The organism is Clostridium oceanicum, from assembly GCF_039521385.1.
Classification (GTDB): Bacteria; Bacillota; Clostridia; order Clostridiales; family Clostridiaceae; genus Clostridium_F; species Clostridium_F oceanicum.
The window spans coordinates 96003-110162 of record NZ_BAAACG010000010.1 but is presented as its reverse complement, the minus strand read 5'-3'; the positions used below and the strand labels follow the sequence as shown (position 1 = coordinate 110162).

The 14160-nt window shown below is 25.8% G+C and carries 12 protein-coding genes and 1 riboswitch; of the genes, 10 read left to right on the top strand and 2 right to left on the bottom strand.

The genetic code is table 11. The features are described 5' to 3' along the window. Positions 1-45: 45 nt before the first annotated feature. The gene (locus tag ABDZ71_RS11005) at positions 46-639 is read left to right on the top strand and encodes a class D sortase (RefSeq protein WP_343761629.1); all 594 of its coding nucleotides are present in this window, start codon (positions 46-48) and stop codon (positions 637-639) included. 250 nt (positions 640-889) lie between these two features. Here the strand turns inward: ABDZ71_RS11005 and ABDZ71_RS11000 are convergent, their stop codons facing one another. Further along, positions 890-1813, bottom strand: coding sequence for a M20/M25/M40 family metallo-hydrolase (locus ABDZ71_RS11000; RefSeq protein ID WP_343761628.1), 924 nt, complete (start codon positions 1811-1813; stop codon positions 890-892). 425 nt (positions 1814-2238) lie between these two features. Here ABDZ71_RS11000 and ABDZ71_RS10995 point away from each other — a divergent pair, with 425 nt between their 5' ends. From ABDZ71_RS10995 to ABDZ71_RS10975, 5 genes are all read left to right on the top strand, one after another. Beyond that, positions 2239-2580 carry a NifB/NifX family molybdenum-iron cluster-binding protein gene (locus ABDZ71_RS10995; protein WP_343761627.1) on the top strand — a complete coding sequence of 114 codons (342 nt, stop codon included), beginning with the start codon at positions 2239-2241 and terminating at the stop codon, positions 2578-2580. Positions 2581-2670: 90 nt separating this feature from the next. After that, complete coding sequence (locus ABDZ71_RS10990; protein ID WP_343761626.1) at positions 2671-3129, top strand: Fur family transcriptional regulator; 459 nt, start codon at positions 2671-2673, stop codon at positions 3127-3129. A 173-nt stretch (positions 3130-3302) separates the two neighbouring features. Continuing rightward, positions 3303-4229, top strand: coding sequence for a radical SAM protein (locus ABDZ71_RS10985; protein WP_343761625.1), 927 nt, complete (start codon positions 3303-3305; stop codon positions 4227-4229). 367 nt (positions 4230-4596) lie between these two features. Continuing rightward, the gene (locus ABDZ71_RS10980) at positions 4597-5484 is read left to right on the top strand and encodes a damage-control phosphatase ARMT1 family protein (RefSeq protein WP_343761624.1); all 888 of its coding nucleotides are present in this window, start codon (positions 4597-4599) and stop codon (positions 5482-5484) included. Between the two features lie 280 nt (positions 5485-5764). Beyond that, positions 5765-6082 (top strand): hypothetical protein, encoded by a 318-nt coding sequence (locus tag ABDZ71_RS10975; protein WP_343761623.1) that lies wholly within the window; start codon positions 5765-5767, stop codon positions 6080-6082. Positions 6083-6321: 239 nt separating this feature from the next. Here ABDZ71_RS10975 and ABDZ71_RS10970 read toward each other — a convergent pair whose 3' ends face one another. Further along, a complete protein-coding gene (locus ABDZ71_RS10970; protein ID WP_343761622.1) occupies positions 6322-8151 on the bottom strand; it encodes an FUSC family protein in 1830 nt (609 codons plus the stop codon). Between the two features lie 411 nt (positions 8152-8562). Here ABDZ71_RS10970 and ABDZ71_RS10965 point away from each other — a divergent pair, with 411 nt between their 5' ends. From ABDZ71_RS10965 to ABDZ71_RS10950, 4 genes are all read left to right on the top strand, one after another. Next, positions 8563-9318 carry a histidinol-phosphatase gene (locus ABDZ71_RS10965; protein ID WP_343761621.1) on the top strand — a complete coding sequence of 252 codons (756 nt, stop codon included), beginning with the start codon at positions 8563-8565 and terminating at the stop codon, positions 9316-9318. Positions 9319-9736: 418 nt separating this feature from the next. Beyond that, positions 9737-9821: riboswitch (cyclic di-GMP riboswitch) on the top strand. 248 nt (positions 9822-10069) lie between these two features. Continuing rightward, positions 10070-12559 carry a flagellinolysin gene (locus ABDZ71_RS10960; RefSeq protein WP_343762424.1) on the top strand — a complete coding sequence of 830 codons (2490 nt, stop codon included), beginning with the start codon at positions 10070-10072 and terminating at the stop codon, positions 12557-12559. Between the two features lie 236 nt (positions 12560-12795). Further along, the gene (locus tag ABDZ71_RS10955; RefSeq protein WP_343761620.1) at positions 12796-13404 is read left to right on the top strand and encodes a hypothetical protein; all 609 of its coding nucleotides are present in this window, start codon (positions 12796-12798) and stop codon (positions 13402-13404) included. A gap of 35 nt (positions 13405-13439) precedes the next feature. Then, positions 13440-14051 (top strand): hypothetical protein, encoded by a 612-nt coding sequence (locus ABDZ71_RS10950; protein WP_343761619.1) that lies wholly within the window; start codon positions 13440-13442, stop codon positions 14049-14051. The last annotated feature ends 109 nt before the right edge of the window (positions 14052-14160 follow it).

The following is a 14160-nucleotide window of genomic DNA, read 5'->3' as shown; positions in this document are numbered from 1 at the left end:
TATTTTTAATTTAATAAAATGAAAAGGCAACAGGGGTAATGTATGATGAAAAAAATTTTAAGAAAAATTCCTAAGATTTTAATGATAATATCTTTATTTATTATGGCGTATACATTATACAATATAGTGTATTCTAAATATAAAGTTAATAAGAACTTAAATAAGTTTAATATTTTAAAAGAAGCTACAGTTAAAGGGGAAAAAGAAACTAAAGATAAACCTAAAAGTGAAGTTTCTAATAAAAAAATTAATGATTCAGCTATATTGGGAATACTCAAAATATATGATTCAAATATTCCAGTGTTAAAGGGCGCATCTGAAAGTACATTAAAAGAAGGAGCAGGCCACCTTAATTCTTCTTCCCTTCCTGGAGAAAATGGAAATTGTGTGATTCTTGGACATAGAGATTCAGTTTTTAGTATCTTAAAAAATGTAAAGAAAGATGATGAAATATATATAGAAACAATTAAACATACTTTCTTTTATAAAGTAGTGTCTACATATATAACATATCCATCAGATAAAAGCTTTATGAAAAATAAAGATGATTCTACACTGACATTAATTACATGTTACCCTTTTAATTACATAGGTAGCGCACCTAAAAGGTTCATAGTAATTGCAAAATTACAAAAATAAAAAACCTAGTAGAATTTATAAATTTTAAGGGCTTAATTTTAAATGATGTTTATATTAGTTGAAGTTACTTATCTTTAAACAAAAATATTATAATTTCCAAGTAAAAATGCATTAGCAATTAGAAATAATATTCTAATTGCTAATGCATTTATTTTTTTAAAATATATACTAAAAGTTTAATTTGCCAATGATGAAATAAATACCTTTCCTTAATATATATAAATTTAAGATCCATTTAAATCCTTAATTTTTAATGATACAGTGCTTTTACAACCATATCTGCAATTAATTTAAGTTTCTTTTTATCTATAATTGAAATTTTATCCTTTGATCCATTTATGTTTAAAGTTTTATCAAAAGTTTGGCCTATACATAAGGCTGGTATTTTAGCTCTATCAAATCCAACATAGTCACTTCTTTCACGATTCATTTCTTTGAGTTTTAAATGTTTATTTTCATAACTATTTTTTAATAACTTTGTGGCAAAGTTTTCTTTACCATTAACTGTGAAAATACATGGATTAGAGTGCTTTTTTTGCGCTACTGAGTCTATGTTTATATCAGCTTTTATATTTTTCTTATCTTTAGCTGATAAGTTCTCTATGTAATAACTTGAACCAATAGAACCTAACTCTTCACCACCAAAGAAAATAAATTCTAAATCATAATTACTAGATGATTCCTTTAGTAATCTAGCTATTTCCATAGTTACAGCAATTCCAGAACCGTTATCGTTAGCTCCTACAGAATCTTCTGTACAGTCATAATGAGCACTTATAATAATTGTACCTTTACTATGTTTTGAACTACTTTTTTTAGTTGCAATTAAATTTTGGGTTTCTTCCATTGTTTTACCATTTTCATCAAAATCATCAAAAGGAACCTTTTGAACTTTAGTTTTATATCCATAAGATTCTATTTGTTTTTTTAGAAGTTCACAGGCCTTTTTTTCATTTTTAGAACCAATTTTTCTATTAGTAGTACAGATTGAATTAATAGTATCCATCATTATCTTTTCATCAGATAAATTTAATTTTTTGGTACTACTAGTTTTTAAATCTTTTTTGTTAAAAGAAAAAGATTTATATCCTATAAAAGTTAAAGAAACTACTACTAAAAGCAGTACTATTACAAGTAATTTGGTATTCTTTTTTTTAGTATTTTTATTAATCATTTTAGTCTCCTTTTTAAATGTCATAAATATAAGGGTTTTATGAAGAATTTTTTTTAAAGTTAAATATTCAAAGGTATTAAATAGATAATATATTGCCAATACATGTAAATATTATACACTAATGGTATTAAATTGTAAAATATAACCTTCTTTTAATACTATATCTTTTTTGACTGTATTTCCTCTTTAAGAATATATAATTTCCTAATAAAAGCCATTAGAAATTACAAATAATATTCTAATATTAATGCATTTATTTTGTAATGGGCATTTGACAAAAACCCTAAAAATAAGGTACTATTAAATTGGCAAATGCCAAATTAATCCTAAGGGTAATATAGCATAAAAGCTATTTAAATATGTGCAATAACATTAAATATAAAGGTGTTAGGCAAATTTAAATAAAATGCAGGGAGGAATTTTAAATGAAGATAGCAGTTGCAAGAGAAGAAAAGAATGTAAGTGGTCATTTCGGACATTGTGAGGGATTTATGATATATGAATTAGAGGAAAACAAAGGACTAAACAGAAGTTTTATTAAAAATCCAGGACATAGGCCGGGATATCTTCCATTATTTTTAAAGGAATTAAATGTTAATGTTATTATTGTAGGGGGAATGGGAGAAACAGCTCAGCAATTATTTAATGAAAATGGAATTGAAGTAGTAGTTGGTGCTAAAGGATTTTGCGATGATGTAGTACAAAAATATATACAAGGTGAATTGAAATCAACAGGGAATGTTTGTACTGAACATAATTATGAATAATTAATCTTAATATAAATGAAGATTAAAAAATATTAGTGTAGTGAACATATAATAATAAGGTTTAAATGAATAATTTATAAGGATGGTTTTATGAAGAGTGATTTAGTATATTTTAAAAATCTTCTAGAGAAAAATGGACATAATTTCACAGTAACTAGAAAAAAAGTATTAGAAGCTGTTTTAGATAGCAAAACTCATTTAAATGTAAAAGAGTTATACGAAAAGGTAAAAGAAAAGGATAAGAGCATAGGGCTTGCCACAGTTTATAGAGCTTTAAACATATTTAATGATCTTGGAATAGTAAAAGAAATAAATGCTAATGGTATAAGCTATTACGAAAAGAAAATATTTAGTGGAAAACCATTGCATATTCATTTTAAATGTTTTAGGTGTAATAGTATAATTGATGTTGATAGCAAGAGTTTAAATCTTGAATATCTAAAATTAAATAAAAAGCTAGAAGAGGAAAATAATTTAGAAATATATGATTCAAATATTATGTTTGAAGGGTTATGTAGTAAATGCAAAGAAGAGTTAAAGAATAAATAAACTTTAAGATTTAAGATAGCATAGATGTAATTTAAGATAATATAGATGGAATTTAGCCATTTCTCTTTGCTTTTATAAAACCTTAATAGATAGTTTTAAAGTTGTATGAATTTAAAACTATCTATTAAAACATTATTAATTATAAAAAATAGACATTTGATGGAGGGTATATTATGAATGAATTAAAATTTGTATATGGACCTGTGCCTTCAAGAAGAATGGGTGAATCCTTAGGCATAAGCCCTATTCCTAAAAAAACTTGCAATTACTCTTGTATATATTGTCAGCTTGGAAGAACAGATAAGCTATCAAACAAACGACAGGAATTTTTTGCGGTTTCAGATATTATAGAGGAGTTAAAGGATAATTTAAGTTCTAAGGTTAATTTTGATGTAGTTACAATAGTAGGGGAAGGGGAACCGACGTTATATTTAAAGTTAGGGGATTTAATAGATGAAATTAAAAAGCTTACAACTAAGCCTGTAGCTGTTATTACAAATGGATCACTTCTTTATGATAAAAGTGTTCAAAAGGATTTAAGTAAAGCGGATATTGTTCTTCCTTCATTAGATTCTTATGATGAAAATACCTTTAAAAAAGTTAATAGACCCTATGGAAAGCTAGATTTTATGGAGTGCTATAAGGGATTAACTCAGTTTTCAAAGAATTATAAAGGTCAGTTGTGGCTTGAAATAATGCTTATAGAAGGAATCAATGATGATGAAAATTCCCTTATTAAGTTTAAGTCATTAATTAAAGAAATAAACTACGATAGATTATATATAAATACTCCTGTAAGGCCTCCAGCTGAAGAAGGTGTTCACCAAGTTAAAAGTGAAGATATGGATAGAGCTGTAGAATTTTTAGGAGGCATATCTATAGAAAATTTAGTTTCAGTAGGCTTTGATAGCAAAATTAAAGATGATTATAAGGCCATATTAAGTATTATTAAAAGACATCCAATGAACCAATTTGAAATCAAGACTTTTTTAAATTCGAGAAAATGCAAAGATTCTCTTGATATTATTGAAAGATTAAATAAAGACCAAGCTATAGATCACATAAATTATAAAGGCATTACCACATATAGATTAAAATAATAACTTTAGCTAGTATGCATTTATTAATCTACTATAACTATGAATATTTATATCGTGATTTTACTTATTTATAAATGAACAATTTTTTAGGTTAGTTTTTATATTTTTTAGTTACTTATGTTTAAAATAATAGAACTTTTATACTGCTGAATAGTGGACTACAGCTTTAAAGTCTATATATAACATAGATAGCTTATATAGATTTTAAGGTGTGCTTATTAAAACTTTAAAATAAAGATTAGCATTATAAAGTATTTAAATACAAAGTGTTTATTAAAGATTTTATAGCTAGATGGAAGATGAAAATATAAAATTAATATATTTATTATAAAAATATACAGAATAAATAAAAAACGGAGGAATAAAGATGGATATAAACTTACAATGTGCCAACTGTATTATAAAAAAAGCAGATTCTATGTATAGTAAGTGTGGAAAGGATGAAGATAAAAAGTTACAATTCATGAAAAAAGTATGGAAAATGGTTGGAGAATCTAAAGAAGGAGATAGTGCTCCTTATATTAGTACAAAAATACAAAGAATTTTAAATGATGAATTCAATTTAGGAGATACATATTATGATATAAAAAAAGAATACAATAATCTTTTAATTTCTATGGAAGATGAAATATTAAAAAATATTTATAATTCAGAAGATAGGCTAGTAGCGGCATTAAAATATGCTATGGTAGGTAATTTTATCGATTTTGGAGCTATGGATAAGGTAGATAAAGATAAGCTAAAAGAAACAATTAATAGTGCTTCAAAACAAGAAGTTAACCCTAATGAATACAGCAAATTTAAAGAAGAATTAAAAGGCGCAAAGAATTTAGTATATATTATGGACAACTCAGGAGAAATAGTTTTTGATAAGCTATTTATTAAAGTTATAAAAGAAAAGTATCCTAATGTAAATATAGATGTAATCGTAAGAGGAAAGCCAGTATATAACGATGCAACTATGGTAGATGCAGAGGAAATAGGACTTTCCAAGATAGTAAATGTTTTACATAATGGCTCAGATATACCTGGAACACAGTTAAATGAAATAAATAAAGAGTCAAAAGAGATAATTGATAATGCAGATTTAATGATTTCAAAAGGACAAGGAAATTTTGAAACTCTATTTGGATGTGGGGAGAATATTTATTATATATTCTTATGTAAATGCGATCTATTTACTGGAAGATTTAATTTAGAGAAATTTAAAGGCGTTTTTGTTAATGAAAAAAGAGTAAAAGACATCATGAAGTAATAATTAGCAAATAAAAGATAACAGATAAGAAATAACAGATAATAGATAACAGATAACAGATAACAAATAACAGATAAGAAATATAAAATAATAGCCTATAGGACCCTCATTACATGTATTTAGAAATTTTTTATAGATTGTTTTTAATATAATACAATAAAATATGTTTATACAATTATTACAAAAAATTAAAATAAATGTTGATTTCTATGTTTTATAGGTATATCATATATAGAGTATATTTAATATAGAAATGAGTTGTATGTTTATGGAGCTTTCAATGATTATATTTTTACTGGGGATAAGCGGTATAATATATGGGGTAGTATTGTATAAATTAAATTATTTTAAACTTGCATATGTAAGTTTTTTCATGAAGAGTGTTGAAAGTTTTACTGATGCAAATAAAGTGAAAAATAAAAATGATGTTACTAAGGCTATAAGTGTATCTTTTGTATTCAATGGTTTTGTTTTTTCATTTATTGGATTAGTATCTTTATTTTTCAATAACAAAGCAAACTATCTTTTATATGTTTTGTTAGGTGTTGTTTCAGTACTTATAAGTTTGTATAAAGTTAAAAAAGTTATTAAGATTTAAGGTGCATTCAAACAAATTGAAATGTGCTAAGAATTTTGCATAAATCTCCACAAAACTTTATTTTTAAAATTAAAAGATGACTAGATATAGGGTAATCTCTATATCTAGTCATCTTTTGGTATATTTAAATTAATTAAGTTTTTAATATAGTAAATAGCTGTTATACTTTAACAAGTTTAAAGGTGTTAATAAAGTAGTATAGAGCTGTTATATTTTTAAAATAAAAGTATATGGAAGTATTAATTAACTTCGTCTACACAGCAGATTACTAAGCCTAAAAGAGTGTGGACACTTATTTCTGAAACGTTATCTTGTAAGGCTTTTAGTTCTTCTTTTTTAGGAAAAACAACTTTTTCACCTTTTAGCATTAAAATATATTTATTAAGAATATCTTCTATAAGTAACAATTCAGTATCATAGGGTGCTGTTATATATCCATTCTTTTCTCTAGAGTATAAAAATGTTAGGGTTTCTATGAAAATTATAGAAATCTTAATGAGTTTTCTTTCCTTTGAAATTTCTGAATGCTGGAATCTTGGATGAATAAGATCTCTATATAAATAAGCTTTCATTATAAAATCATCTATATGATATTCTTTTTTAGTTTTATGAAGTGTTCTTATTCCTCTTATAATTAATATATCATTTTCTATTATCTGAATTAAAGTTTTCTTTATAGTTTTATTGTGCCTGTCTGAAAATATCCATTCCATAATAACAACTATTAGTCCTGCAGCTACTGTATAAAGGGCTCTTTGAAAATAAAGAGTTGTAGTTGAAGCGGCTGGCAAATTTATGATTATGGCAGTTATTGTTATAAAAGTAATAACTCCTATATAATGAATACCTAACATAACAAAGGCTCCGAATAGGCCAAGTATTGCTAGAAATATTTGCCCATATAAATTAGGAATCAGTGGTAATATTATAAAAGTAATTGCTACTCCTAAAAATGTTCCTATTATTCTGTTAAAAGTTGTAGAGTTAGTAGAGTTTTTAGAAGGAAGCAATAGTGGAAGCATTGTTATAGGAATCCAAATAGGTTTTCCCATAAAATAATGAAAAGATACAAATACTCCAATGGTTAAAGTTATAGCTACTTTAAGAGTATACTTCATTCTTAAGGTATTAAAATTTATATTATCTTTTAGCCAAGAAGTAAAATGCTCATTATGATGAGTGTATTTCTTTTCACTACTTTCATCTGTTATATCACATATGCTTTTCCTTTTTTCTAAAAGGATGTGTGCTAATTTTTCAGTAGTTTTTACAAATTTAAATTTAGGAGTTTCTCCTTTTTTTAGTGCTATAAGGAATTTTTCTAATTCATCATATTTTTCATCAGTAATGTTTTTATATTTAATTGTAAATCGTATATTTTCCATGAAGTTATGAAGATATAAAGCAAATTCAAAGAGAAGTTTTCCATAGCTACTACTAAGAAGCCATCTATAGGAGCTTTTATAAAATTCCGATAAAAAGTTTTTGTATGCTTCATAGCTGTCAGTTTGAGCTTTTTCTACATCAAGATTTTCTTTATGAGATCTCACTTCTTTTATACATTTTTCAATGTAATCTTCTATAGATTTTTTCATATTTTTATTAAGATCTAAATTGTGCATAAGCATTGTAATTATGCAGGCTATGATTACAGCTAAAGATACAGCTATTATGTCTTTAGCATTAGGACTTGTTTTTGAGTAAATAGAATAAACAAATATAAAAAGAATAGGCCTGTGATTCATAAAACCTTTCATGTGTTCATCAAATGAAAAGAATACTATTATTGCTGTAAATAAAAAGGTTGTTATTAAGCAATAAGCTTCATTTTGCATAGTTATATATTTTAGTAGTAGAGCAATATTAGAACATATAAGGATTTTAATACTTCTAGTTAATATTCTTTTTTTATAAAATCCTTTAGAATTTACAAAATAACAGTGTAGTCCAGCAAGGGCACCTAATAAGGCAGGATAAATACCTAAAAAACCATATTCTACTAAAAATATAAAAAGTAAGGCTGAACAAATTTTAGTTGAAGTTATAAAGTTATTTTTACTTAATTTCATTTCTTCTTCTGTTATATTATTTAATTATTTTTTCTTAAGCTATATATCTAATATAACTAGTCTCACCTCTTTCGATATATGTATGAATTATTAAGTAATCGGAGTATTATAATAGTTTTTTATAAAAAAATAATAGCTTTAAAAATATTGATAAAAAGTATTATACTCTCATATCGTATTTTGTCAAACTATACTGTAATATTGTAAAGGTTTCCTAGAAAGATTCCCTGGGGTATTTAATAAATTAGTATTTTCTATTAAAATAATGATTTATTTATAGGATTAGCTAAAAGAGGTATTTTATATATTTGAATATTAGAAGCTAAAAGTATATTATAGTAGATAACTTATATATAAATCACAACTTGAAATATAAAAATTATTAAAAAAAGAAAAAGAGAGGAAGGTATGATGAAAAAAACTAATTATCATACACATCATTATCGTTGTAAACATGCTAAAGGTGAGATAGAAGAATATGTAAAAGCAGCAAAAAATAAGGGATTAGAAGAGATAGGAATAAGCTGTCATGCTCCATTTAAAGATAGTAGAGTTCTTGGTGATAGAATGGACTACTCAGAGTTAAAAACATATTTAAAAGAAATAGATGAAGTTAATAATAAGTATCCTTCTATAAAAGTTTTAAAATCATTAGAATGTGAATATTTTCATCAGTTACATGATTATTATGATGAGTTATCTAAATTAACGGATTACCTTATTTTAGGACACCATGCTGTAATTATAAATGATGATAAAATAGTAGATATGTTTTTTGCAGAAACCAAAGAGGAATTAAGCTTATATAAAAAAGAGGCCTTAAAAGCTCTTAATACAGGCTTATTTAAAATATTTGCTCATCCAGATTTATTTATGAATAGCTATAGTAAATGGGATAAACATTGCGAAAATATTGCTAAGGAAATTTTAGAAGCCTGTATAAAAAATGATGTTATTATAGAATATAATGCAAATGGATTAAGAGTTAATAAAAACTATCCTAATAAAGAATTTTGGCAGTATGTAGCTAAAAACTACAAGGATATACCTGTAATTGTAAATTCAGATGCTCACGATCCAGAATATATATATGATGATTTTGTTATAGAAGCTATTAAACAAGCTAAAGATCTAGGGCTAAACTTAAAAGATTCTATAAGTTTTTAATATAAAATTATGTAAAAAGGTTTTATCAATCTAATTTATTTTTATATTTTAATTTTATTATAAATTATATATTGTTTTTGATAATTCTAAAACCCTCTAAGTGGGATATTTGCTTTATTTATTAATCCTATGGTTTATTTAACCAATAAAATTGGAAATATTTATTGAATTCCTAATCTTCATGTGATATAATCTGAGTAATTAATAATTGTTCCTAGGTAATAACACATACTATTTTCAAAAATAGGATATATTTGTAACTATATCTTTAGATTTATAGTATAATAATAAATGACATGTAAAATATTGTAATATGTTTTAATTTAAAGACAATGGTATCTAAGATTTTAATTGATTGTAAACTGGAAACTAAGTTAAACTATAAATTCGGTTTGAATTTTAAATATAAAAAATTACATATTGTAAAGGGAACTGTGAAATACATATTATAAATTGGGCATCTTTATATGTATGGAGTTAGTGATGCAACCCACCTTATATTCATAAGATTTTATGAGTATGGGGTGGGTTTTGTTTTTATTATTAGTAGAGAGAATAGTTTTAATAGGGGGAAGTATTTTCTCTATTTTAGTAAGCGAATAGTTTAGTTATGATATATGGTTTCGTTTTTATTTTTAGTAAAGTTAATAGTTTTTAACATAAGTTTTTACCATAATAGGAATTTATCATAATTTTAGTGAAGTGAATAGTTTCCATAGCAGTATATACCTTTGTTTTATAGAGTGGGGGGATTTATATATTTATTAATACTTATAACCAAAAAAATTTACTTAAAAATACAAATAGAGCATTAAGTAACCTTAGCAGTTCAATTAGTAAAATATCTTCTGGACTTAAAATAAATGAAGCTAAAGATGATCCAGCAGGACTTGCTATTTCTGAAAAAATGAAATCTCAAATAAGAGGTTTATATAGATCTTCAAAAAATGCACAGGATGGAATTTCTCTTATACAAACGGCTGAAGGAGCTTTAAAAGGAATGACTGAAATGTTACAAAGAATGAGAGAGCTAACTGTATGTGCAAAAAATGATACTAATACTTTAGATGATAAATTAAGTATTCAAAAGGAAATAGATGAATTGGTTTTAGAAATAGATAGTATATCTAAAAATACTAATTTTAATTCTAGAAATGTTTTTGATGTTGAATCTGAAAGTAATAATAAAGTTAGGCAGTTTATTTTAAATGGTTTAAAATCTGGTTGGCTTAAAGGTGCTCAAAATACAGTAGATAAGGCATTAGGCCTTAATATAGAAGATCCCATTAAACTAAACATTAATATTTTCAACGGAGATTTAGGGGGAGAGGTATCTTCCGTTTCTGGTAACAATGAAGAGTTGAATTTGAATATAGATTTAAAGGATTTTCAGGATGATAGTAATCTTAAAGTTTCTTATGATAGAATAATTACTCATGAATTTAGTCATATAGCTATGATTTCTGAGTTTGGTATGGACAAAATTAGTTCTATACCTGATTGGTTTAAAGAAGGAAGTGCTGATTTAGTTATAGGTGCTGATGAACGCTTAAAACAAGTTATTTCTAATTTGAAGGGAGAATTTGATAATAATAAACTAAATGAATTAATTTCAAGGGGAGTAGATTTACTAAATGGAGCTAATTGGCTTGGAGATGATAAAGATTATGCAGCTTCATATGTAATAATGAAATATTTAAATAGTAAGTTAGATGCTTCTAGTGATATCAAAGATTTTATGAATTCTATAAAAACATCTACAGAAAACGGATTGGATGCATTAAAAAACTCTATAACTTTAAATACAGATTCAAGTATTAGTTCTTTTGACAATTTTATAGATGATTTTAAATTAAATGCTAAGGATTTTGTGGAAAATAATATAACTCTAGATTGGAATAAGGATGAATCAGATGTAGGCTCTATTCTAGGCTTAGATGGAGTAGGTACTGCTTTAGATAATAAGTCAGTAATCCATAAAACTAGTTTATTAAAAAATGACCAATCACTTGAAAATGACCAGCCCCTTAAAAAGGTTACTATAAATTGGGGAAGTGGGCCTAAAAATAATTCTAATATGTTTTTACAAATAGGAGCAAATGGAGAGCAAACAATGAAATTAGAGTTTGATAGAATAAGTGTTGATTCTTTGGGGCTATATAATCTTAATATATTAAATAATGAAATAGGTGCAAATTCAAAGAATCCAAATACTCCAGGAGACCCAACTAACCCGGGGAATCCGAATACTCCAAGTAACCCCGGTGATCCAAATAAACCTGAGGGTCCTAATAACCCAAATACTCCAGGTAACCCAACTGACCCGGGGAATCCGAATACTCCAAGTAACCCCGGTGATCCAAATAAACCTGAGGATCCTAATAACCCAAATACTCCAGGTAACCCAACTAACCCAGGAGACCCCAACAACCCAAAACCAGATGACCCCAATACCCCAACTAACCCAGAAAAACCAAATACTCCAACTAATCCAGATCCTACAAAACCTACTGCATCAGTAAGTGGACAAATAGCTACATTTTCAAATGTAGGAAGAGCTACTGTTGACGTAAATGTAGGCAGGGACAATTTAGTATTAGGAAAAGAATTTAAAATAACAATAGTTAAAAACTCAGGTGATTACACTTCTGCAAGCTGGATTAGAGGGGATTTAGTTATATCTTTAGCATCACATTCATCAGTAAATACATTGCAGAGCGCAGTAAATCAAGCTTTAATAGATGGAGCTTGGAGAGTTAATGATGCATGGATGAGGCACCGCAACTTAATAGAAAATTTTGATCCTTTTGCAGTTAAAGTTTTAATAAGCGGAAGAATAATTCCATCAGATGTACCAAATACATTTCATGTGGAAGCCACAATAAATAAAGGAATGCCAAGAGAATTTGACTCAATAGAAAGTACAACTTCTAACTATAATATTTCTATACCACAAATGATAAATTCAGAGGATCCTATACAAATCATTGATAAAGCATTAGATAAAGTTTCTTCATTTAATGCTAAATTGGGAGCCTACACAAATAGGCTCAACCATGTTATTAATAATTTAAATACTACTTCAGACAATCTAACTGAAGCTAATAGCAGAATAATGGATTGTGATATAGCAAAAACTTGGATTGACTTTGCAAAAAATAAACTTCTTAAAGATACAGCACAATCAATGCTTCTCCAGTCAGATTTAAACAATAAAAGGGTTCTTAATTTACTTCAATAGGAAAATAATATTTGTGATTTCTGCGGATTTACATATGCCTTTTTAATCATATAAATTCCTGATTGTGATAGGTTATTTATTAATGAAATTAAAAGTTTTATATAAAATAGATTATTACATCTACTGAAAAACCTAGGAATCTATCTAATAAAATTAGATTTTTGCTAGGTTATTTTATTAGAATGTTATAGAAAAATATGGTATAATTAGCAAAAATGACTTTCGTGGAGGACATTATGCTAGATATAATAAAGGGATATATGAAAGTAGAAACAGAAGGCAAATACTCTAAATTTGTTATCACAGAAATTGTACGTTTCATATGTTATGGAATAATATTTTTTATGATTGGAAAAGAGGGCAGAATCTTTGGATTTAATATATTTATTTTTATAATTTATTCAGCGGTTGCCATGCTTTTTTCTTGTGAGCATATTACAAATAAATCTTATATAGATGTAAATAAAAAAATACCTAAAGAAGAAAAATTTTATAAAAGAGTACTAATAAGTAATATAGCAATGCTAACAGATGGTTTTCAATATGTTTTGCCACTTATAATTGTAAATATATATTTTTTAGGCTTTATTAAATCAATAGAACTACTAGTTCAGTTTATAAGTTTAATAATGTTAGCATCTGGTATAGGAAATTTGAATTTTGTCTATACGAAAAATTTCACGTCTAAAGTTAAAAAGAATATCCTAATATTTATGATTTCTGCCATTTTAGCTTTGATTTTTAATTATATAAATTACAAATTAGGATGGATAGCTTTATTACCACTAACTTTAATAGTGTATCCATTATCATTGAAGAAAAATGAAAATATGGTAAAATTATAATATAATTAGATAAAATTGCTTTACTGGGGGATGTTATGAGAATTTTACTAAAGAATTATTTAAAAATAAATGAATTAAAACAGAATTCTATGTTTGGAAAAAGAGATTTAATATTTTGGATTTGTGTTATAGTTATATCTTATGTAGGAAAAATTCGTTATAATCTTAGCCAAGTAAGTGTTTTTTATGCTGTTATTTACTCATGTATTTTAATGCTTTTTTCCTGTGAATGCATTACTAATAGGTTATTTGATTTTATTAACAAAGAAATAGCTAAAGAAGAGAATTTTTATAAAAAAGTAATAACAAGTAATATTATAGTTTTAAAGCATTCATTTAATGTTTTCATGTTTATAATTATTACAGATATGTATTTTTTAGGTTTTATTAATACTTTTAATATAGCTATGCAAGTCATGACTGTAGCTATTTTAGCCCTTGCTATAGGAAATTTAGTTTTTATCTTTAACAAAAATATATATCTTAAAATTTTAAAGTACATAATCATAGTTGCATGCTTTGTAGGTTTTTTGCTTTTTTCAAGTAATCTATATTATAAATTAGAATGGACCATTTTACTTCCCTTTGTTTTAGGATTCTATGGTATGTCCCTTATAGTTGATGAAAAGTTTTACAAATTTACATAAGTTTTTAAAGGAGATATTAATGCTTAGTTTAATAAAGAATAAAAAAATAAATTTTATATTACGATTTGTTTGCTACTATATAATAATAGCTGGTTTAGGTTGTTTAAAT